Source organism: Pseudoalteromonas sp. HL-AS1 (assembly GCF_031198785.1).
GTDB classification, from domain to species: Bacteria; Pseudomonadota; Gammaproteobacteria; order Enterobacterales; family Alteromonadaceae; genus Pseudoalteromonas; species Pseudoalteromonas distincta.
On record NZ_CP133569.1, the window covers coordinates 1,847,577 to 1,869,377 of the forward strand.

Sequence of the window (21,801 nt, forward strand, 5' to 3'; positions counted from 1 at the left end):
ATGCTATCTGTAAGTCAGTTGTCTATAGATTATGGCAGTAACCGCGTAGTAAGCGATTTAAACTTTTCGCTGGGTGAAAACGAAATCCTTATGCTTGTAGGGCCAACAGGTTGTGGTAAAAGTACAATTTTACAAGCCCTTGCTGGCCTTATACCTATTAGCGAAGGCGAAATAAACACGGGTAAATGGCGCGCCACTCCCAAATTAACACTACCTCCTGAAAAACGCAGTGTAGGCATGGTATTTCAAGATTTTGCTTTATTTCCGCACTTAACCGTACAGCAAAACATTTGCTTTAGATTAAGAGATACAGCCCCTGCTGAGTATTGGATAAACCTACTTGGGCTGAGCGATTTTAGAGATAAAAAACCAGCAACGCTTTCTGGCGGACAAAAGCAACGCGTTGCACTTGCGCGTACCCTTGCCCACCAACCTGACTTTGTATTACTTGATGAGCCGCTTTCAAACTTAGATGCCGCCCTTAAAGACATGCTTCGTTGGGATATTAGAAACGCACTTAAAGCCGCTGGCGTACCGGCGATTTGGGTAACACACGACCAAGAAGAAGCACTCTCAGTTGGCGACCGCGTTGGTGTGCTTAAAGACGGCAAAATTCAGCAAATCGATTCACCCGAGCGCTGTTTTAGTACCCCAAACAATCGCTTTGTGGCACGCTTTTTAGGTGAAGCCAGCTTTATTAGCGGCCAATTTAGCCAAGGACAAGCCACTACCTCAATTGGTAATGCGCCCGCTCATGGCGTTGACTGTGAAAGTGGCGACGTTGATGTACTACTTCGACCAGACGATGTGTTACTTGTACAAAGCAGTGTTGGCAATAACGGCGAAGTAATTTGGGTACGTTTTGAAGGTGGCAGCCGCTTGTGCGCTGTAAAACTTGCGTGCTCTACGGTTGTAACTAGCCGAGTAAGCCATGAAGTTGTGGTAAACCCTGGCGACGAAGTGCATGTATCACTAAGTACCTCGCACCCATTAGCGGTTTATAAACAAAAAGCTTAATTACCTTGTAACTTACATAAACCAAAAAAGCCCATATATGGGCTTTTTAATAGGTATTGCTATGTATGTTACTAACTAAACTCGAAGCACTACCACTCAAACATGTAGGCCATTTTGCTTATAGTTTTTAGCGGCACATTATGTGAGTTTCGTTTAGCGTATAGGTGCTGCATAGCTTTGTCTTTTACTTCACCCACTATCACTTCTTTTACTTGATAACCTAAAGCAACGGCAGCTTGAGAGTAAGCTATAAATTCCCACTTTTTAATATTGGTGTTATCTACAATCACCAATGGAATGCCTTGAGCAAGTGCATTTATAAAGCGCGCCAAATTTAAATTATGAAATTGTGGTAACTTAAATTTATCAAAATGATATTCGCCCTGCTCATTATTAAAGTAATCATCAGTTGAGCAAATTAGATACTGACTTTCGTCGGCTCCACCTAATTCGTCAGCAAGGCTTTGCGCGTAGTAAGACTTACCACTTCCTGGTAGTCCTCGTAAAATAAAAACTTGTTTCATAGCATCGATTTTTTAAGGGTGAATAAATATTAATTTAGTTTGGATGTTAATAATGCCACAAAATCATTAAATTTCAGAGCAACAAATCATAATAGTGGCAATTAAACTCTAAAAACTGTTTAAAAATAAACCGCATGCATAAAAACTTTTAAAGAGTTGCCCACAATAGTTTTTTTATTTAACTTTACTAGGTAAGATACAGGGTTCAAGTGCAGCGCCGTTTATGTGCAATTTATGCCCGAGTGTTGCGCACAGTTAAAATAAAATAGTTAGGCAACTTATATCATTGGAGTGAAGATGAGCCATTTAGCGATTTCAGAGCTATTAAAAGGCAATGTTGCGGTAGACAGCCAAGTAACAATTAAGGGCTGGATCCGTACTCGCCGCGATTCAAAAGCAGGAATTTCATTTTTAGCCGTTCATGACGGTTCGTGTTTTGATCCTATTCAAGCGGTAGTTCCTAATTCACTGAATAATTATGATGAAGTTACTAGCTTAACAGCCGGTTGTTCTGTGTCGGTTACTGGTGTTTTAGTTCAATCTGCTGGCCAAGGTCAATCTTACGAAATTCAAGCTAACTCAGTGACTGTGTTAGGTTGGGTAGAAAACCCAGATTCATACCCAATGTCGGCAAAGCGCCACAGCATTGAGTACTTACGTGAGCACGCTCACCTTCGCCCTCGTACAAATATGATTGGCGCGGTAACTCGTGTACGTAACTGTTTAGCACAAGCTATTCACCGTTTTTACCACGAGCAAGGCTTTTACTGGATCAGCACGCCAATTATTACAGCAAGTGACTGTGAAGGCGCTGGCGAAATGTTCCGTGTATCTACGCTTGATATGCAAAACTTACCGCTTACAGATAAAGGCGAAGTTGATTACAGCGAAGATTTCTTTGGTAAAGAAGCATTCCTTACTGTATCTGGCCAGTTAAATGGCGAAACTTACGCGTCTGCAATGTCAAAAATTTACACGTTTGGCCCAACATTCCGTGCAGAGAATTCAAATACATCTCGCCACCTTGCAGAATTTTGGATGGTAGAGCCAGAAGTTGCATTTGCTGATTTAGAAGACATCGCAAAACTTGCTGAAAATATGCTTAAGTATGTGTTTAAAGCCGTACTTGAAGAGCGTCGTGATGACATGGAATTTTTTGCACAACGTGTAGAAAAAACTGCAATTACGCGTTTAGAAGAATTTGTAGATAAAGACTTTGCACAAGTTGACTACACAGACGCTGTAGAAATTCTTAAAACATGTGGTAAAAAGTTTGAGTACGCTGTTGAATGGGGCGTAGATTTACAGTCTGAGCACGAGCGTTACTTAGCAGAAGAACACTTTAAAGCACCAGTAGTTATTAAAAACTACCCACGTGACATTAAAGCATTTTACATGCGCCAAAACGAAGACGGTAAAACCGTTGCCGCAATGGACGTTGTAGCACCTGGTATTGGTGAGATCATTGGCGGTTCACAACGTGAAGAACGCCTTGATGTGCTTGATGCACGCTTAGAAGAAATGGGCTTAAACAAAGAAGATTACAGCTGGTACCGCGATTTACGTAAATACGGTAGCGTGCCGCATTCAGGCTTTGGTTTAGGCTTTGAACGCTTGGTTGCTTATGTGACAGGTATGGGCAACGTACGTGACGTTATTGCCTTCCCTCGTACTAAAGGCAGCGCAACTTACTAATGCTAAGTTAGCCGTTTATAAATACTAAAAACCAGCCATTTGGCTGGTTTTTTTGTGTCTTGAATTAACCGTATAAAAAAGCCGCAGCACTCAAAGAGCACCACGGCTTTCAACCAGAATAAGTTTGTTTATTTAAAGGCTATAAAGCACTCTCAAACTGTGGCAGTACTTCAAACAAATCAGCCACTAAACCGTAGTCAGCTACCTGAAAAATAGGTGCGTCTGGGTCTTTATTTATCGCGACGATTACTTTTGAGTCTTTCATACCGGCTAAATGCTGAATAGCACCGCTGATACCTACAGCAATATATAAGTTAGGTGCTACAATTTTACCTGTTTGCCCTACTTGCATGTCGTTAGGTACAAAGCCTGCATCAACTGCTGCACGCGATGCACCAATAGCTGCACCTAGTTTATCGGCAATACCATTAAGTAATGCAAAGTTTTCGCCGTTTTGCATACCGCGACCACCCGATATGACCACACTAGCTGCTGTAAGCTCAGGGCGTTCTGATTCGGTTTGCTCAACACTTACAAAGCTGCTTAATTGTGAATCTGATACTGTATCAATGCTTGTTATAGCAACAGCTGATTGCTCACCTTGTAAATCGAAGCTACTGGCACGTACGGTAATTACTTTTTTACTGTCGAGTGATTTAACCGTGGCGATTGCATTACCTGCGTAAATTGGACGTTTAAATGTATCGGCGTCCACTACTGCGATAATTTCAGAAATTTGCGCAACATCTAATAGTGCGGCAACACGTGGCATAAAGTTTTTGCCCGTTGTAGTAGCACTTGCAACAATGTGGCTGTAGTTGTCGCTAATTGATAAAACTAAATCGCTCATGCTCTCAGCTAACTGATGTTCATAAACGACATTATCGGCAACCAAAACATTAGCTACGCCATCAATGCTGGCCACTTGTGAGCTCATTGCGCTTAAGTTGTTACCTGCAATTAGTACATCAATAGGAAAACCCATTTTTACTGCGGCGTTAATAGTTTTTGAGGTTTCTGGTTTTAAGGCACCGTTGTCGTGCTCTGCAATTACGAGTGTTTTCATTTAAATCACCTTTGCCTCTGTTTTTAATTTTTCTACAAGCTGCGCTACGTCTTCTACAATAATTCCTGCGTTGCGTTTAGCTGGCTCTTCTACACTTATTAATTGCATACGCGGTGTTAAATCAACACCAAGCGAATCTGTTGCTATTACTTCAAGCGGCTTACGTTTGGCTTTCATAATATTTGGCAGTGATGCGTAGCGAGGCTCATTTAAGCGTAAATCAGTTGTAACAACTGCCGGTAAATTAAGTGCTACCGTTTGCAGCCCGCCATCAACTTCGCGTGTTACGTTTACTTTGCCATTTTCAATAACTACTTTTGATGCAAATGTACCCTGCCCGCGATTAGTTAATGCAGCAAGCATTTGACCTGTTTGATTATTATCTGAGTCAATTGACTGCTTACCTAAAATGACAAGTTCAGGCGTTTCTTGCTCTACAATTTTAGCGAGTAGTTTTGCAATATGAAGTGACTCGAGCTTTTCATCGGTTTCGATGTGAATGGCTTTGTCAGCGCCCAATGCTAATGCTGTGCGTAATTGTTCTTGTGCTGCTTTTGGACCAATAGTTACGGCAACCACTTCAGTGGCGGTACCGGCTTCTTTAAGGCGAATTGCTTCTTCTATAGCAATCTCACAAAACGGGTTCATTGCCATTTTAACGTTGGTTAAATCAACGTCGCTGTTATCACTTTTAACGCGTGCTTTTACGTTGTAATCAATCACTCTTTTTATTGGTACGAGAACTTTCATAGGAACTCCATAATTATTTAAATCTACAAGGTAACGTGCACGTCAACCTATTTATTTTATGAAATTAGACTACTTCCTGTTGACGTAAACGTCAACCTAAAATAACCTTTAACTATTCACAGTCTGTAACGTTTAATTTGCAAGGTTATAAATAGGCTGTACACCTTATTTAAATGCGTAGTAAACATTCAAATAAGTCCGTCATAGATAAAGAGGTTATTATGGTCGAACGTGAAACCATGGAATTTGATGTAGTAATTGTTGGTGCAGGCCCTGCTGGGCTTTCAAGTGCAATTAAACTCGCGCAATTAGCACAAGAAAAACAACAAGAGTGCATGATTTGCGTAGTCGAAAAAGGTTCTGAAGTAGGAGCACATGTACTCTCTGGTGCTGTTTTTGAAACCAAAGCTTTGGATGAACTACTACCTAATTGGCAAGAGCTTGGCGCACCGGTTACAACCAAAGTAACTAACGATGAAATTTATTGGTTTAACAACGAGCAAAAAGCGACATCAATCCCCCACTTTGCTACACCAAAAACATTTCATAATGATGGTAACTACATTGTATCTATGGGCAATGTATGTCGATGGCTTGCAGAGCAGGCTGAGAGCTTAGGCGTAGAGATATTTCCAGGATTTAGCGCACACTCTTTAATAATTGAAGATGAAGCAGTAAAAGGCATTATTACTGGCGATATGGGTGTAGACAAAGATGGTAATGAAAAAGACGGTTACATGCCAGGCATGGAGCTTCGTGCAAAATACACTATTTTTGCCGAAGGTTGCCGAGGTCATTTAGGTAAACAACTAATCAATGAGTTTGTACTTGATGCAGATTCATCACCGCAGCATTATGGTTTAGGCTTTAAAGAAATCTGGCAAATAGATGAAAGTAAACATGAGCTTGGCAAGGTAGTTCATGGTACAGGTTGGCCACTTAGCGGCGATACTAATGGTGGTGCATTTATGTATCACAGTGAAAACAATCAAGTTGTTGTTGGTTTAATTGTTGATTTAAATTACTCAAACCCACATTTGAGCCCGTTTGATGAGTTTCAGCGAATGAAGCACCATCCTGTATTTAAAAACGTACTTGAAGGCGCTGAACGTATTGCTTACGGTGCGCGTGCTATTGCTAAAGGTGGCTTGCATTCATTACCAAAAATGCATTTTGCTGGTGGTTTACTTGTTGGGTGTGATGCAGGCACTCTTAATTTTGCAAAAATTAAAGGTAATCACACTGCAATGAAATCGGGAATGATTGCTGCTGAAGTTATTTTTGAAGCATTGCAAAATGAGTTAGCAAATACCAATTTAACTCATTATCAAACTGCGTTTGAGCAATCATGGGCATATAAAGAGTTATATCAATCTCGTAACTTTGGCCCTGCTATGCACAAACTCGGTAAATTTTTAGGTGGTGCGTACAATACTCTTGATCAAAACATTTTTAATGGTGGTTTACCCTTTACGTTTAAAGATAATACGCCCGATCACTCTACCCTTGTTGATGCTAACGCAGCTGACAAAATTGCATACCCAAAACCAGATGGACACCTTAGCTTTGATAAACTCTCAAGTGTGTTTTTATCAAATACTAACCACGAAGAGTCACAGCCGTGTCATTTAAAGCTTAAAGATGCGTCAATTCCTATTAACGTAAATTTAGTTAAATTTGATGAACCCGCACAACGTTATTGCCCTGCAGGCGTTTACGAAGTACAAGAAATTGCAGGCAATAAAGAGTTTGTTATTAATGCCCAAAACTGTGTGCACTGTAAAACCTGCGATATTAAAGACCCAAGCCAAAACATTACATGGGTAACACCTGAAGGTGCAGGTGGGCCAAATTATCCTAATATGTAACTAAATTATGCGCTGTATAGCTATATAACTACGTTTTTTACATATAAATTATAAACATATCCTAAATTGCAGGGGCTTCGGCCCCTTTTTTACGTTATGCTAATAGTAGTTTTAATAATAAGAGTGTTATTTATGCCGTCGTCAAAAGTTATTTTTCGTTTTTTAGCAGAGCCTACTGATGTGAATTTTGGTGGTAAAGTTCATGGTGGGGCCGTCATGAAGTGGATTGACCAAGCAGGTTATGCGTGCGCTGCAGGTTGGAGTGGTCATTACTGCGTAACTGTTTCGGTTGCGGGTGTTAAATTTAGACGCCCTATTTTAGTGGGTCAAATAGTCGAAGTAGAAGCTAAAATTGCCCATACGGGTAGAAGTAGCATGCAAATATTTATTCAAGTTAGGTGTGGCGATCCAAAAACGCAAAATATGGTTGAAACAAACCATTGTGTTATCAGCTTTATTGCAATGGATGAAACGGGCTACCCAATAGAAGTGCCTTCGTTTAAAGCAGTGACCGATGAAGACATTAAATTAGAAAATTACGCTATAAAAATGAAAGAAATAGCAATTGAAACAGAAAACTTGCTTCATGAAGTCTAATTAGTAATTTAAATAGAGTAAGGCAATGTAAAAAACTCATTATACTATGTAAAACATACAACTTGTTTTAGAGTACACGATTACACAAAAGTTCACTTTGATTATAAAACACGCTAAAAAATGTAAAAACCAATACAAAAGAACTAATTATGGCGTGTTTTTAATCCATTTTAATATTGGCACGCTCGCTGCAAGTAGATAATTGAAGTTTGATTAATGAAATCAAGCATTTGATTATTTTTTGTAAAGGAGCTATTCAATGATTAAAACACTTTCTCTTTCAGCTATTGCACTAGCAACACTGGGTTTTAACTCTGCAGCACACGCTGACATTTCTGATTTCGATTCTCCACGTATTTATACTGGTATCGGTTACGGTCAATATTCTTTTGAATTTGAAGACAGTGACAACGACACTGACTTTGACGACGATGCACAAATGCTTAAAGGCTATATTGGTACTCAGTTTAACGAATACCTAAGCTTAGAACTTGCTTATCAAAACTTTGATGAAGTAAGTGATATAGACAGCAAAGCTGAAATTGATGGCGTATCGCTTGCCGCACGTTTGGGCTACCCAATAACAGAGAGCTTTTCTGTATATGCAAAAGGCGGTTGGCTTGAGTGGGATGCAGATTACACACAAGATTTACCAGTAGGTGGTGTAACAGCTTCTACAGATGGTGGTGATGCATTTTACGGTGCGGGTATTGAATACGCACTTACAACAAATGTACAGTTTCGTTTAGAGTACGAACGCTACAAACTTGATGACGATATTGATCCAGACATGGATGTAGCATCTGTATCAGTTCAATACATGTTTTAATTAATCTTTAACATGTATGAGAAGGGTAAGCTTATGAGCTTGCCCTTTTTTGTTTTAGGTCCTTTTTAAATACATTAATACAAAATATAAACCACTCAGTCTAATAAATGATTTTGAACCGCTTGGTCTATAAGCAATAAACTTACTTACACTAATGCCATAAATACTAAATGCAGGTAGAATAGCGCTCTATTTTATTTGTACCCGAGTACTATGAGCGATTATACCATTTCGGCTATTGGCCACATTGAATCTCCTTATAAACAAAAGTTTGCTATACCTAGGCAGCCTCGTTTAGTGCCACAAGCCAAGGCAAAACTTATTTTTGCACCTGATTTTAATCGCGAAGAGTTTGTACGTGGTTTAGATGAATTTACTCATATTTGGTTGTTATTTCGTTTTCATGAAACGGCCGATAAAGGTTATTCTGCTATGGTGCGCCCACCTCGTTTAGGTGGGAATGAGCGAAAAGGTGTATTTGCTACCCGCGCTACATTTAGACCAAACGCGATTGGTATGAGCGCAGTAAAACTTGAAGGTATCGAGTATAATAACGGACAACTTAGTTTATTACTCGCTGGCATTGATTTACTTGATGGCACACCCATTATCGATATTAAACCGTACTTACCCTATTCAGATGCAATGCTTGACGCCAGTGCTGGCTTTGCAGATACACGCCCAGAAACACAAATGACGGTTGAATTTAGCCCTCAGGCAATTGAGTTTGTTAATGCGCAAACACAATACCCAGATTTACATGATTTTATAGCTAATGTTTTAAAACAAGATCCACGCCCTGCCTATAAAAAACAAAAAGACGGCGAGCAAAGCTATGGTATGACTTTGTACAATTATAATATTCGCTGGCAAGTCTATGGCGAGCATAACGTAGTAACAAACATAGAAAAAAACTAAATAACTCACTTAGCGCTTTAGTGTAAAAGCATCCGCTGTTAAACTTAAGCTCTATTAAAAGAACATAATTACTCTATTTCGGAAAAAACATGCGTACAAGCCAATATATACTCGCAACACTTAAAGAAACGCCATCAGATGCTGAAATCGTATCGCATCAGTTAATGCTTAGAGCCGGTATGATCCGTCGCGTCGCTTCGGGTTTATACACTTGGTTACCCTCTGGTTTACGTGTGCTACGTAAAGTAGAAAACATTGTACGCGAAGAGATGGACAAAGCAGGTGCTATTGAAATGCTAATGCCTGTTATTCAACCCGCTGATTTGTGGGAAGAGTCTGGCCGTTGGAATGAATTTGGTCCTGAGCTTATGCGCTTCACAGACCGTCATAACCGTACGTTTGCACTTGGTCCAACACACGAAGAAGTAATAACTGATTTCGTACGTAAAGAAATAAGCAGCTACAAGCAGTTACCAGTTACTTTATATCAAGTACAAACTAAAGTACGTGACGAACGCCGCCCTCGCTTTGGTGTGATGCGTGCTCGTGAATTTACAATGAAAGATGCCTACTCTTTTCACTTAAGTGAAGAGTGTTTAGATGCGACTTATCAAGCGATGCACAAAGCATACTGTAACATTTTTGAGCGTTTAGGCCTTGATTACCGCCCTGTACTTGCTGATACTGGGTCTATTGGTGGTAGCTTATCGCACGAGTTTCATGTACTTGCTGAGTCAGGCGAAGATGCAATTGCATTTAGTGATGGCAGTGATTACGCAGCTAATATTGAAAAAGCAGAAGCACTAGCGCCAAACGCTCCACGCCCAGAAGCAAGTAAAGAGTTAAAAGCATTCCCTACTCCTGACGCTAAAACAATTAATGAGCTTAAAAAGCACTACGGTGTAAAACCTCATCGCGGTGTTAAAACCTTAATTGTTTACGGTGCACCTGATGAAAACGATGCACGTGGTTTAGTGGCGCTTGTACTTCGTGGCGATCATGATTTAAATGAATTAAAGGCTGAAAAGCACCCATTAGTAGACTCTCCGCTTGAAATGGCAACAGAGGTAGATATTATTGCTGCTATTGGTGCAAAACCTGGCTCATTAGGCCCTGTGGGCTTATCTATGCCTATTATTGTGGATAGAGCCGCTAATATCCTTGCTGATTTTGTTGCCGGTGCTAATAAAGACGACGAGCACTACAGCGGTATTAACTGGGATCGTGACGTAACTGATTACGAAGTTGCTGATATTCGTAATATTGTTGAAGGCGATATGAGCCCATGTGGCCAAGGCGTTTTACAAATAAAACGCGGTATTGAAGTAGGTCATATATTCCAACTTGGCACTAAATACTCAGAAGCAATGAAAGCGGGAGTATTAAACGAAGGTGGTAAAAACCAAACCATGACCATGGGTTGTTACGGTATTGGTGTTTCACGTATTGTTGCTGCTGCTATTGAGCAAAACAACGATCAATACGGGATCATTTGGCCACAATCAATCGCGCCATTCGATTTAGCGATTGTTCCAATGAACATGCACAAATCGCATCGTATTCCTGATATTGCAAATAACCTTTACCAGGGTTTAAAAGATGCAGGTCTTGATGTGTTATTTGATGACCGTAAAGAGCGCCCTGGTGTTATGTTTAATGACATGGAGCTAATTGGTGTACCATTTACGCTGGTGATTGGTGAGCGTAACCTTGACGAGAATAAAGTTGAGCTTAAAAACCGCCGCACCGGTGAAAAGCTAATGATTGATATTGACACTGCAATTGATGCAATTAAAGCGGCTGTTAAAGGTTAATAACTCGCACGCTCAAAATAGACTAAAAGGCCGCATTTAAAATGCGGCCTTTTTTATGCTCGATTAATAGCAATGCGTAATAATAGCTGCTCAATGACTCACCTTTCCTAGCTTTGTAGAAATCATTTAATTACGTGCCTTGGTATAAATTGTCATGGAGGCTTCGCTAAAGTGTCTCATAAGTGTCATTAGATTTATCTACAGTGTTTAATTATTACACTATGGATGACGGGCATGACAAACAATCAACTGCGTAAAAAACAACATTATCCAGCCATTTGGATATCTGATGTTCATTTAGGTTACAAAGATTGTAAAGCTGATTACTTACTTGATTTTTTAAACTCGGTGGAATCCGACACACTTTATTTAGTGGGTGATATTATTGACTTATGGTCAATGAAGCGACAGTTTTATTGGCACCCTTCTCATTATGAAGTATTAAACTGCATACAGACAAAAGCAGCTAGCGGTACACGTGTCATTTATATTCCCGGTAATCATGATGAGGCGTTTAGAAACTATATAAATCAAACATTATTTGGTGTTGAAATCCACCAGCAGTTTATTCACACCACTAAAGCTAATAAACGGTTTTTACTTATACACGGCGACGACTTTGATTCAGCAACTCGTTATAACAAACTTGTTAGTATTGCGGGTGATGCAGGATACGACTTTTTATTATTTTTAAATCGCTGGACCAATCGTATACGTAAAATATTTGGTGGTAACTACTACTCGCTTGCATCATGGATAAAAGCTCGGGTACACAAAGCACGAGAAACGATTAGTGCCTTTGAAGATGCTGCAGTTCATGAAGCTAAAAAACAAAACGTAGATGGTATTATTTGTGGACACATTCACCATCCCAAAATAAAAGTGGATGACGGTATTATGTACTGTAACGATGGTGATTGGATTGAGAGCTGTACTGCGCTTGTAGAGCAGCAAAATGGAAAGATAGAATTACTACATTGGTCAGATACACAATTTATACTCGATAGCGCAGACATAGCTATTCTTAACACGCCTTTAAATACGTCAACAAATACCAAACCAAAAAAATCAGCTGCCTAGCAGCTGATTTTCAAAACGATTAACTTAACCAAGTAATTAGCTTGTCTTTTAAAGTTTGTGGTTTAATTGGTTTAGTAATGTAGTCGTTCATTCCAGCAGCTAAACAACGCTCTCTATCACCTTCCATCGCACTCGCTGTCATAGCGATAATCGGTATGTGAGTATAATCTACCCCTGCCTTACTATTTCTAATTTCACTTGTGGTATCGTAGCCATTTAAATTGGGCATTTGGCAATCCATTAATATAACATCAAAAGCTTGCTCTTCGTTTAGCCTAAGTGCTTCTAAGGCTTCTATACCGTCTGACGCACAAGTGATTTTTACTTTAGTACGTTTTAATATTGCCTTAGCTACTTCAATGTTTATCATATTATCGTCAACTAGTAATACATGATACGCAGATAGGTCAGGCTCTACTTGTTCCTCTTCCAAGCCTTTTGGTGGCGCTATAATACAGTCACTACTAGCACCAAATAAGCTGGCCAATTTATAGCTGAATTGATCTTGAGTGAGTGGTTTATTTAAAATATGGCTGCCTTCAGGTAATACCGTTTTGATTGGCTTATCTGTAACCATATCTCGTAAAATTAAAACATACTTTTTATTAAACTGTTTACAGTAATCAATTAACGCATCAATTTGAGGATGCTCATCATCAATTAATAATAAATCAGCTTCAAACTCTTTGTGCTCACTAAAGTAGTCAAGTCGTACAATGTTTTCTGCTTTTACTTTGCAGGTTAATAACAATAAGTCGCATACGTTTTTATAAACGTTATCGCGCGCTATTAATGCCGCTACGTTAATGCTTGTAGCAAGCTCTATACCTGTGTTTAATTTTTTCTCTTGTGCAACGTGTAGCTCAACCGTTGCGGTAAAGGTACTACCAGCACCCTTTTTACTAATAACCGTAATATTACCACCCATTAACTGAGCAAGCTTTTTACATATAGATAAACCTAAGCCTGTACCACCAAAATGGCGGGTCGTGCTTGAGTCTTCTTGTGTAAATACTTCAAATAGTTTGTCTATGTTTTCAGGCGCTATACCAATTCCGGTATCTTTTATTGTAAAGCTCATTAATAACTTTGAGTCAGTTATGTACTTAGAACCGACAGTTAAACTTACTTCACCTCGGTGGGTAAATTTAAATGCATTATTAACTAAGTTAATTAAAATTTGTTTAAGTCGATGGCTGTCGCCAATAACCATTCTGTCTACTACATCTTTAGTATCTAAAAATACTTCAAGACCTTTGCGTTGGCCCTGTAACGCTAAAGAGCTAATCATATCGCTACATACAGTAACAACATCAAATGTATGGTTATCAATATCAAGCTTACCTGCTTCTATTTTAGAAAAATCAAGAATATCGTTAATCAGATTCATCAATGAATTAGCACTGCTATTTGCTAGTTTTAAATAATGGTATTGTTGATCGGTTAAGCCATCTTCTTTGAGCATTTCAAGCATCCCTAGTACGCCATTCATTGGTGTGCGTATTTCGTGAGAGATATTTGCTACAAAGTCACTTTTTGCTTGGCTTGCTGCTAATGCTTGGTCAATTGCACGTTCTAGTTCAATGGTCCTTTGTGAAACCTTTAGCTCCAGAGTACTGTTTAACGCTTCGAGCTCTGATTGCGTATTTTTTAATGAGCTAATATTTCTTAAAATAGCCGCTACCTGATAACGGTTATTATATACGTCAAAAATACTACTAAGCGTGATAGAAAAGTATTGTTTGTTGCCATAACCATCTGTGTAGATAGCTTCAAACGGCATTTTTGAACCGTTTGTAATAGTCTCTTGTATACAATTAGTGTCTGCGTCGTTTAAATTAAACAGCGAGACAAAATCAGGATTAGTGCCTGATATTGAACTACCAAAAACCTCTTTAGCGGTATTATTAAAGTGAACAATTTCGCCGTTTTGCTCAATTGTAAAAATAGCATCCAAAGAATTTTCTATTACTTTATTGTTTTGCTCTTTTAGAGAATTAATTAACAGCTTACGGTTTATAAAGCGTTGGTATAAAAAAGCAATAACTAAAAATATGCTAAAAAATACCACTAACATTGCAATAAAGTTTTGACGTCTCTCATTCACCTTTGCAAACAATGTTTTTGTATCAACACTTACACCAAGCTCTAAAGGTAGCATGGCTATATCACCCTCAAACGAAATTCGTTTTTTTAAAGTGTAAGCCACTGGATAATTACTTATTGGTAAAGTGCCTTGCTCTGTCATGGTGGTTGCAGTAGAGAATTCTTCAGACCATGTTTTAGTTTTATTAAATTCAAAACTGAATCGAAGTTGAGGGTTTGGATGATATAAAAATTCACCTTCATTATTCATAAGGTAAACCTGCGTCCCTTGTGGAGATTCAACTGTTAAATCTTCAAGTAATTTATCCGCAAAGTAATTAGTAACTAATATTGCAAATATTTTATTATTTTCATCAAAAACAGGCTTAGCAACACGAAAAGTGCTTATATAAGGTTCTTGTATCTGTCCATTTTCACGGTTGTAGTTAATTGGAGAAATATAAACACTTTTCTTATCAAGCATGCTTGCTTTGATTATGTAATCGCGTTGACCTTTTTTTTGTAATTGCAGACCTTGCAGTCGATTAATCTCTCCAAGTTGATTTCGGTCAACTCTAACAATCTCTTGCCCACCATCTTCGAGCATAATATAGCGAGCTTGCAAAATACTGTCATCGGTCTGCATAAAACCAGTAAAAATACTTGCTAAGCGCTCTTGCCAAACATCTATTGGCGTACCAAGAACAGGATCAATTAGTTTATTTTCTTTAGCGCGGGTAATGCCTTGTATTGGTGGTGTAGCATCTAAAAAACGAATGGCGGTAACACTGTCTTTAAGATGTTTTTTTAATGAATAGCTCTTTGTTTCAAGTTCACGCTTTAATTCTATTTGAGCTGAATTATACACATCACTTCTTACTTTTTGATCGAACAAATACAGAGATGGTAAAGCTATAAGAACAAATATTATTGTTGCAACGAGCATTAATTTATTATTTTTTGTCACGTTCAAAAAAATATTCCTTTTTAACATTTATCATCACCATAAATTTTTATTGTTATTAGTATAGAGTATTAAAAGGAGAATTGGACCCTCTAACTAATTAGTTATCGTTATAATTTTTATAATAAAAAGACTAAATCATTAGTTTTATTTAGAGCGCAAACCTTATGTGAATTTTAAATGAATGAGTGGGAAAATATTGGCTTACAAAATTAACGGATAAGCTGTATTTACTATTAATCGCTTCAAAGTATAAAAGGTAGCAATTGCTACCTTTTATACATTCTTAAAACCCTTTATGTACATTATCTAAATAGCACATCTTCTCTGTTAAACCACTTAACACAAAATGCCAATAGTCCAGCAGCAATGATTGCAGTGGCTAAAAATATTAAGCCTACAAATGTGTAATCAACAGTCCCTTTTACTATTTCTTTAATTGCTAATGCTACGTTTGTAACAGGAATGAATGCTGTTTTAGCAGTAAGTTCCATATTTGGCATTATTGAAATAATAATCGGGAAAAATACGCCCATACTAAGTGGTGCCATATAATTTTGCGCTTCTTTAAACGTGCGAGCATAGATAGATATAGCCAGAGCTAAGGCCGAAAATATAGCTGCAACAGGTAGTAATAGTACAAATATCATTAGTAAATCGGTAACTGCTAATGTACTAAATGCGGCTTTAATAAAATCAAGATCGGCAAATGCGAGCGCCAGTGCTATCCAGCAGCCCATACTTAAGACGGTTATTGTTGTGGAGGCAATGGATGTAGTTAACAAGGTTATAAATTTACCAAGCACTAGCTCTGTACGCGTAATAGGTGTAAGTAGGAGTGTTTCTAACGTGCCGCGTTCTTTTTCGCCAGCGCCTAAATCAATAGCGGGGTAAGTTGCCCCCATCAATACTAGTGGTATAAGTAAGTAAGGTAAAAGCCCGCCAATTTTTTCGCCTAGGTTTTCACGTTTATCGGCTGTATCTACTTTTATTACTTCAATTGGGTTAAGAATAGATTTTTGTACAGACTCTTCAATACCAAAACTGATTAGCTTTTGAGTTTGGATCACGTCACTGTATTCTTTTGCGAGCTCTTTAACGCGTTCGAATAAAAAGTTGATAGATTTTGAATCGTTAAACACAACCTGCCACTGGCTTTGTTCACCGCTATCTAAAGTTTGCTCAGCATGGCTTGGTAAATAAATACCCATATCAATATCGCCAGCTATAACGCCTGCTTTAAGCTCTTCAATGTTATTAAAGGTTTTAGCACCTTTATAAAGCTCAAAACTTTTGTGATAAAACACTTTGTCAGTAAATTCTTGTGCGTATTCACCGTTAATAATAGCGTATGTATTTACTTTTTGTTCTGCGTCCATTGCAGCTTGCGAGCTTATAAATGCCATTACGGCAAACAATAACGGAAATATAGCAACAGGGAGCGCGACTACAAATAATAGCGTTTTTTTATCGCGTAATAACTCTCTTAATTCCTTTTTAAATACCTCAAACATCATGCTTCTCCGTTAATATATTCATAAACGCTTGATTAAGCTCATCACTATTACCTGCTTGTTTAAACTCTTCTACTGTTCCGTCAAAACAGCTAATACCTTCGTTAATTACAGCGACTCGGTCGCACAAAAGAGCAACTTCATCTAGATGATGGGTTGAGAAAATAACAGGCGTCCCTTGCGCCTTTAGACCCTTAATAAATTTAATAACGGTTTGCGTGGTCATTATATCGAGACCCGTTGTTGGCTCATCAAGCACAACAACTGCTGGGCGATGCACAACTGCACGCGCTATATTTGCTTTTTGCTTCATACCTGTTGATAGGTTTTCTGCGCGTTTATCTACAAATTTGTGCATATCTAGTAATGTAAATAGCTCATCACAACGCGTTGCTATATCGCTTTTGTTCATGCCATGAAGTTTTGCAAAGTACTCTATGTTTTCTTTTACAGTTAAGCGGCCATACAACCCCGTAGAGCCTGATAAAAAACCGATTGATTTACGCCCTAGTAGCGGTTTTTTTACGATATTGTTTCCGGCAACCGTTATTGAGCCTTCGTTTGGCTTTAACGCGGTTGAAATCATTCTCAATGTCGTTGTTTTACCCGCACCATTTGGGCCGAGCAATCCAAGTACCTCACCTTTAGCGCAACTAAAACTAACGTCTAGTACTGAGTGAAAGTAGTCTTTATCTTCACGAGGATCGATGTCGTCTATTTTATTTTTTTTGTGATCTTTAGTTAGCTTAAATTTCTTTTTAAGCCCAGCAACTTCTATCATGTTCGCATCCTTCGTTTCGCTCTAAAATAATCTGTATTGTTGTAAAAAGAGTCGTCTTTGTTTTCGTCATGCCAGCCTGGCACACCTAATAAAGGCAGTGGTGAAAGCTTTTTGTTATCGGCTAAGCAGTTATCTGTACTAATCATCTCATAAAGGGCTTGGTCAAGGTACTGGTATTGAGTTACTAAATCTTTACAAAATATTTCATTAGGTACACAAACAAATAACGCTTTACCCGTTAAACCTATATAAGGCTTTGTTAGCATTTCATAATTAGCATGACCAAACATAAAAGGTTTTATTGTTTTATCCCACTCATGTTTGTGTTCAACGAATGCAGTTTTCCATTGGTGATCGCAAAGCCACTGCTGCCATTTACTCTCACTTATAGCTAATACAACACCACACTCATCAAAAAGCGTTAGTGCATTACGATGCTTAGTACGCTGTTGCAGTCCATGCTCAGCTATATCTTGCACATGTCTATGGTTTATTAACGCTTTGGTTTTTGGAAATAAACACCATATAAACCCACCAAATAAGTCATGCCAGTTTTCACTGCGTGTAGGTACAACACCTGTTTCAAAAATTACTTGCTCATAATACCGCTCGCCAAAGTCTACCTTTGCATCATCTTCAAAAGTAATAGGAATATTATTCTCATTAATAGCAGTTAAAAATGGAGAAAACCACTGCGGCGATGGCCAATCTGTTAGTTCGTTAACTTTAAATAGCTCACGTAAATGCGCAAATGCACCTGTTTCTAAACTACTGATTTGCCACTGCTCGGGGGGAGTAAAACGCTTCATTTAAACCTTTAACAATTTATGCCTATAATTTACGAGAAGTTTACCGCAAAAACTGGTTCTGCTTAATAGAAGTTAATATACTAATCACAACTTAAAACAAAAAAAGAGCTGACATGAAACATTATTTCTCTCTCACACTCCTCGCTACTGCTGTTTTAGCAGGTTGCGCAACAACAAGTATTACCCCGACTGATGTAACAAATGGTTATAACAGTATTCAAGCTGATGAACTGGCTAAACATGTAAAAGTACTCGCATCGGACGAATTTGGTGGCCGTGCTCCTTCATCACCTGGCGAAAAGCTAACGCTTGATTATTTAACTGCGCAGTTTAAAGCTTTAGGTTTAAAACCAGGTAATGGCGACAGTTACTTACAAGAAGTCCCATTGGTTTCTTTAGAAGCTGATTCGAATATGGTGCTTAGTATTGGTGGTAAAGACTATCAATATAAAAAAGACATGGTTATGGGTAGCAGCCGCATTAGCGCACAAGAAGGCATAGAAAATTCTGAACTTGTATTTGTGGGCTACGGCGTTAATGCCCCTGAATACAATTGGAATGATTACGAAGGCTTAGACGTTAAGGGCAAAACGGTTGTAATGCTGGTTAACGATCCGGGCTTTGCAACAAAAGACCCTGCTTTATTTACTGGCGATGCAATGACCTATTACGGTCGTTGGACATACAAATATGAAGAAGCAAGTCGACAAGGTGCAGCTGGCGCAATTATTATTCATGAAACAGCACCTGCGTCATACCCATGGTCGGTTGTTGAAAATTCGTGGAGTGGCGAGCAGTTTGGTTTTCAAAAAGAAAACAACAATATGGACCGCGTAGCCGTTGAAGGCTGGGTTACAACTGACGTAGCAAAAGAGCTTTTTACTAAAGCAGGATTAGATTTTGAGACTGCGAAAGAAAACGCAGCTAAAGGTGCTTACCATGTTGATATGGGCGATTTAACTGCTTCTGTTAATGTTAAAAATACAATTAAAAAATCAGTGTCGTATAACTTTATCGCTACGTTACCAGGAAGCGAGCAACCAGATGAGCATGTTATTTACTCAGCGCATTGGGATCACTTAGGTACAGATAAAACACGTAAAGGCGATCAAATTTACAACGGTGCTCACGACAACGCAACGGGTACCGCTGGGCTTATTGAAGTAGCTGAAGCCTTTACTAAGTTACCTAAGCACCCTAGCCGTTCAATGACATTTTTAGCAGTTACGGCTGAAGAACAAGGCTTACTAGGTTCTAAATACTATGCAGCTAACCCAGTGATTGCAGCTAATAAAACAGTCGCTAACATAAACATGGATAGCTTAAATTTATTAGGCAAAGTAAAAGACATGAATGTGGTTGGTATTGGTAAGTCACAAATGGATGAGTTTTTAGCAACTGCAGCTAAAGAGCAAGGCAGAACAATATCAGGCGATCCTAAACCATCATCTGGTGGCTATTACCGCTCTGATCACTTTGCATTTGCTAATATGGGCATTCCAGCCATGTACGCAGGTGGCGGCACAGTCGCAGCTGACGAAGAGACAGCTAATTACCGTAAACGCATGAGTTTAGTACTTCGCGGTTGTTATCATCAACCATGTGATCGTTACCGTGACGAATGGGATTTATCGGGTGCTGTTCAAGACTTACAATTGTTTTATAAAGTAGGCTTTGATATTTCGGAGCAAGAGCAATGGCCAACGTGGAATGCAAACTCAGAATTTCAACGTAAGTAGCATTGGTTTAACATCGAAAAACTCAAAGAGAGTAATCGATTTAAATAGATGCAAATGATATTGATTATCATTTAATTAAAATATACAGTGTTACTAAGTTTATTTAATTGGTAACACTGTATGATTTTACTCTCTCAAATAGGATTTATTACGCCCGCTTCTAAACGCTTTGTTAGCCAAAATAAACGTTTATTATTACCACTTTTTTTGCTGGTATGCTTAGCTGTGCCATCACTTCGTGAAATTACAATAACAGCACTAAGTGATGCTTTTTTTCAAGTTAGCGTATTTGTTGCTGCTACATTATTAATTTATTACTACGCCATAGAGCATTTACCTCAATTAGAGCTTAGTTATTTAAGTGCTAAATCGCCGGTATTAGAAATATTTTTTGCTGCCGTTTTAGGTGCCCTTCCTGGATGTGGTGGTGCAATAATAGTGGTTACCCAGTTTACAAAAGGCCAAGCAAGTTTTGGGGCTATTGTTGCTGTTTTAACAGCTACAATGGGAGATGCCGCATTTTTACTCCTTGCCACTCGCCCTACTGAAGGTTTAACCATAATGGCCATTGGCTTAGTCGTAGGCACGCTTTGTGGTGTTATAGTAAATGCCCTACATGCAAAAGACTTTTTACGCCCAACAAAGCAAGAACAAAAACACCAAGTTAAAGTATTGCCAACTCGTATAATTAAAATAAGCAAACCCGTTTGGATGTTCGCTATTATTCCAAGCCTCATTATTGCTTTTTTAATTGCATTTAATGTCGACTTTGATCAATTTGGAAAATACACAGGCACAAGTATTAGTATTTTTGGTGCTGCAATGGCGTTATTTACTGTAACTATATGGGCGTATTCTTCTAAAGGTGAAAGCTATAAAGAAGTAACCTCAGAAGACGATGAATGTAATCCACCTTCTAAAATTATTAAAGTACTTCAAGACACACACTTTGTGACCGCATGGGTAGTGGCATCATTTATGTTGTTTGAGATTTTAGTAAATATTGCAGGGCTTGATTTAAAAAACTGGTTTGCACATTATGCTTATTTAGCGCCACTTATTGCTGTAGTGATTGGTTTTTTACCAGGTTGTGGTCCGCAAATAATTGTTACTACGTTATATATTCAAGGTATTATTCCATTTAGTGCATTAACTGCTAATGCAATATCTAATGATGGTGATGCGTTATTTCCTGCAATTGCAATGGCACCTAAAGCGGCTGTAATTGCGACTGTGTATACATCTATTCCTGCTTTGGCCGTAGGCTACGGCCTTTACTTTTTAAGTTAAAATTGCCATAAACAAAAAAGCTCAGCAATTGCTGAGCTTTTTAATTAAGTTATTTTTCTTATACAGAAGCTGGCTCTACAGCTAGCTCTTTTGGATTTGGACCAAAATCATTCTCACCTTCATGTGAATCTTGTGCAAGAAATACAATTAAAACAATCCAACCAATAATTGGTACTAACCATAGCAGCTGCCACCAGCCTGAACGACCAGTATCATGAAGGCGACGTGCGCCAGCACTTAATTGAGGTATTAACAGTGCTAAACTATAAATTGTTCCAATCACAGCTATACCCGTCAGCTCATCAACCACACCCAATACTAAAGCAATTAAAAAGTTGATTAAGTAAAACATCCAAAATGCTTTACGGCGGTTACGCCCTGAGAAATCAGCGTAGCTGCGCAGCGCGTTCATATAATGTTCCATAACAGTTCCTTAGTGTTTTTTTATATTCCCTAACGGG

General features: G+C 38.6%; 18 protein-coding genes. 10 read left to right on the top strand and 8 right to left on the bottom strand.

Going from position 1 to position 21,801, the window contains the following annotated elements:
* Positions 1-1,017, top strand: coding sequence for an ABC transporter ATP-binding protein (locus tag RB214_RS08670; RefSeq protein ID WP_309166100.1), 1,017 nt, complete (start codon positions 1-3; stop codon positions 1,015-1,017).
* Between the two features lie 89 nt (positions 1,018-1,106).
* On the opposite strand, the gene RB214_RS08675 is transcribed toward RB214_RS08670, so the two are convergent.
* Complete coding sequence (locus RB214_RS08675) at positions 1,107-1,541, bottom strand: ATP-binding protein (protein ID WP_002961231.1); 435 nt, start codon at positions 1,539-1,541, stop codon at positions 1,107-1,109.
* Between the two features lie 297 nt (positions 1,542-1,838).
* On the opposite strand from RB214_RS08675, the gene asnS reads away from it, so the two are divergent.
* A complete protein-coding gene (gene asnS / locus RB214_RS08680) occupies positions 1,839-3,236 on the top strand; it encodes an asparagine--tRNA ligase (RefSeq protein WP_182695677.1) in 1,398 nt (465 codons plus the stop codon).
* 139 nt (positions 3,237-3,375) lie between these two features.
* Here asnS and RB214_RS08685 read toward each other — a convergent pair whose 3' ends face one another.
* Positions 3,376-4,302, bottom strand: a complete 927-nt coding sequence (locus RB214_RS08685; RefSeq protein WP_309166105.1) for an FAD-binding protein — start codon at positions 4,300-4,302, stop codon at positions 3,376-3,378.
* Entirely contained in the window at positions 4,303-5,052 is a 750-nt protein-coding gene (locus tag RB214_RS08690; RefSeq protein ID WP_309166106.1) for an electron transfer flavoprotein subunit beta/FixA family protein, read from the bottom strand. It lies immediately after the preceding gene.
* A gap of 221 nt (positions 5,053-5,273) precedes the next feature.
* On the opposite strand from RB214_RS08690, the gene RB214_RS08695 reads away from it, so the two are divergent.
* From RB214_RS08695 to RB214_RS08720, 6 genes are all read left to right on the top strand, one after another.
* A complete protein-coding gene (locus RB214_RS08695; RefSeq protein WP_309166107.1) occupies positions 5,274-6,920 on the top strand; it encodes an electron transfer flavoprotein-ubiquinone oxidoreductase in 1,647 nt (548 codons plus the stop codon).
* 132 nt (positions 6,921-7,052) lie between these two features.
* Positions 7,053-7,517: an acyl-CoA thioesterase gene (locus tag RB214_RS08700; protein WP_002961226.1), complete on the top strand. Its 465-nt coding sequence runs from the start codon at positions 7,053-7,055 to the stop codon at positions 7,515-7,517.
* A 259-nt stretch (positions 7,518-7,776) separates the two neighbouring features.
* Positions 7,777-8,346, top strand: a complete 570-nt coding sequence (locus RB214_RS08705; protein WP_002961225.1) for an outer membrane beta-barrel protein — start codon at positions 7,777-7,779, stop codon at positions 8,344-8,346.
* A gap of 213 nt (positions 8,347-8,559) precedes the next feature.
* Entirely contained in the window at positions 8,560-9,264 is a 705-nt protein-coding gene (gene tsaA, locus RB214_RS08710; protein WP_309166113.1) for a tRNA (N6-threonylcarbamoyladenosine(37)-N6)-methyltransferase TrmO, read from the top strand.
* An 89-nt stretch (positions 9,265-9,353) separates the two neighbouring features.
* A complete protein-coding gene (locus RB214_RS08715; RefSeq protein WP_309166116.1) occupies positions 9,354-11,078 on the top strand; it encodes a proline--tRNA ligase in 1,725 nt (574 codons plus the stop codon).
* Between the two features lie 234 nt (positions 11,079-11,312).
* The gene (locus RB214_RS08720; protein ID WP_309166119.1) at positions 11,313-12,158 is read left to right on the top strand and encodes a UDP-2,3-diacylglucosamine diphosphatase; all 846 of its coding nucleotides are present in this window, start codon (positions 11,313-11,315) and stop codon (positions 12,156-12,158) included.
* 19 nt (positions 12,159-12,177) lie between these two features.
* On the opposite strand, the gene RB214_RS08725 is transcribed toward RB214_RS08720, so the two are convergent.
* The 4 genes from RB214_RS08725 to RB214_RS08740 all read right to left on the bottom strand — a co-directional run bounded on the left by RB214_RS08725 (position 12,178) and on the right by RB214_RS08740 (position 18,311).
* Positions 12,178-15,189, bottom strand: a complete 3,012-nt coding sequence (locus RB214_RS08725; protein ID WP_375144344.1) for an ATP-binding protein — start codon at positions 15,187-15,189, stop codon at positions 12,178-12,180.
* 323 nt (positions 15,190-15,512) lie between these two features.
* Entirely contained in the window at positions 15,513-16,721 is a 1,209-nt protein-coding gene (locus tag RB214_RS08730) for an ABC transporter permease (RefSeq protein ID WP_309168984.1), read from the bottom strand.
* Positions 16,714-17,502: an ATP-binding cassette domain-containing protein gene (locus RB214_RS08735; RefSeq protein ID WP_309166122.1), complete on the bottom strand. Its 789-nt coding sequence runs from the start codon at positions 17,500-17,502 to the stop codon at positions 16,714-16,716. The genes RB214_RS08730 and RB214_RS08735 overlap by 8 nt, the downstream gene beginning before the upstream one ends.
* Positions 17,499-18,311, bottom strand: coding sequence for a DUF3025 domain-containing protein (locus RB214_RS08740; protein ID WP_309166123.1), 813 nt, complete (start codon positions 18,309-18,311; stop codon positions 17,499-17,501). The genes RB214_RS08735 and RB214_RS08740 overlap by 4 nt, the downstream gene beginning before the upstream one ends.
* 113 nt (positions 18,312-18,424) lie before the next feature.
* Between RB214_RS08740 and RB214_RS08745 the strand changes: the two genes are divergently transcribed.
* The gene (locus RB214_RS08745; protein ID WP_138489104.1) at positions 18,425-20,050 is read left to right on the top strand and encodes a M28 family metallopeptidase; all 1,626 of its coding nucleotides are present in this window, start codon (positions 18,425-18,427) and stop codon (positions 20,048-20,050) included.
* Between the two features lie 120 nt (positions 20,051-20,170).
* Positions 20,171-21,340: a putative manganese transporter gene (locus RB214_RS08750; RefSeq protein ID WP_138489105.1), complete on the top strand. Its 1,170-nt coding sequence runs from the start codon at positions 20,171-20,173 to the stop codon at positions 21,338-21,340.
* Positions 21,341-21,398: 58 nt separating this feature from the next.
* On the opposite strand, the gene RB214_RS08755 is transcribed toward RB214_RS08750, so the two are convergent.
* Positions 21,399-21,764 (bottom strand): DUF805 domain-containing protein, encoded by a 366-nt coding sequence (locus tag RB214_RS08755; protein ID WP_033022375.1) that lies wholly within the window; start codon positions 21,762-21,764, stop codon positions 21,399-21,401.
* Positions 21,765-21,801 lie beyond the last annotated feature (37 nt).

What these genes read in the sequence shown, in the direction of transcription:
- RB214_RS08670 (WP_309166100.1), top strand. Translation starts at nt 1, where the DNA reads ATGCTATCTGTAAGTCAGTTGTCTATAGATTATGGCAGTAACCGCGTA.
- RB214_RS08675 (WP_002961231.1), bottom strand. Translation starts at nt 1,541, where the DNA reads ATGAAACAAGTTTTTATTTTACGAGGACTACCAGGAAGTGGTAAGTCT.
- asnS (WP_182695677.1), top strand. Translation starts at nt 1,839, where the DNA reads ATGAGCCATTTAGCGATTTCAGAGCTATTAAAAGGCAATGTTGCGGTA.
- RB214_RS08685 (WP_309166105.1), bottom strand. Translation starts at nt 4,302, where the DNA reads ATGAAAACACTCGTAATTGCAGAGCACGACAACGGTGCCTTAAAACCA.
- RB214_RS08690 (WP_309166106.1), bottom strand. Translation starts at nt 5,052, where the DNA reads ATGAAAGTTCTCGTACCAATAAAAAGAGTGATTGATTACAACGTAAAA.
- RB214_RS08695 (WP_309166107.1), top strand. Translation starts at nt 5,274, where the DNA reads ATGGTCGAACGTGAAACCATGGAATTTGATGTAGTAATTGTTGGTGCA.
- RB214_RS08700 (WP_002961226.1), top strand. Translation starts at nt 7,053, where the DNA reads ATGCCGTCGTCAAAAGTTATTTTTCGTTTTTTAGCAGAGCCTACTGAT.
- RB214_RS08705 (WP_002961225.1), top strand. Translation starts at nt 7,777, where the DNA reads ATGATTAAAACACTTTCTCTTTCAGCTATTGCACTAGCAACACTGGGT.
- tsaA (WP_309166113.1), top strand. Translation starts at nt 8,560, where the DNA reads ATGAGCGATTATACCATTTCGGCTATTGGCCACATTGAATCTCCTTAT.
- RB214_RS08715 (WP_309166116.1), top strand. Translation starts at nt 9,354, where the DNA reads ATGCGTACAAGCCAATATATACTCGCAACACTTAAAGAAACGCCATCA.
- RB214_RS08720 (WP_309166119.1), top strand. Translation starts at nt 11,313, where the DNA reads ATGACAAACAATCAACTGCGTAAAAAACAACATTATCCAGCCATTTGG.
- RB214_RS08725 (WP_375144344.1), bottom strand. Translation starts at nt 15,189, where the DNA reads ATGCTCGTTGCAACAATAATATTTGTTCTTATAGCTTTACCATCTCTG.
- RB214_RS08730 (WP_309168984.1), bottom strand. Translation starts at nt 16,721, where the DNA reads ATGTTTGAGGTATTTAAAAAGGAATTAAGAGAGTTATTACGCGATAAA.
- RB214_RS08735 (WP_309166122.1), bottom strand. Translation starts at nt 17,502, where the DNA reads ATGATAGAAGTTGCTGGGCTTAAAAAGAAATTTAAGCTAACTAAAGAT.
- RB214_RS08740 (WP_309166123.1), bottom strand. Translation starts at nt 18,311, where the DNA reads ATGAAGCGTTTTACTCCCCCCGAGCAGTGGCAAATCAGTAGTTTAGAA.
- RB214_RS08745 (WP_138489104.1), top strand. Translation starts at nt 18,425, where the DNA reads ATGAAACATTATTTCTCTCTCACACTCCTCGCTACTGCTGTTTTAGCA.
- RB214_RS08750 (WP_138489105.1), top strand. Translation starts at nt 20,171, where the DNA reads ATGATTTTACTCTCTCAAATAGGATTTATTACGCCCGCTTCTAAACGC.
- RB214_RS08755 (WP_033022375.1), bottom strand. Translation starts at nt 21,764, where the DNA reads ATGGAACATTATATGAACGCGCTGCGCAGCTACGCTGATTTCTCAGGG.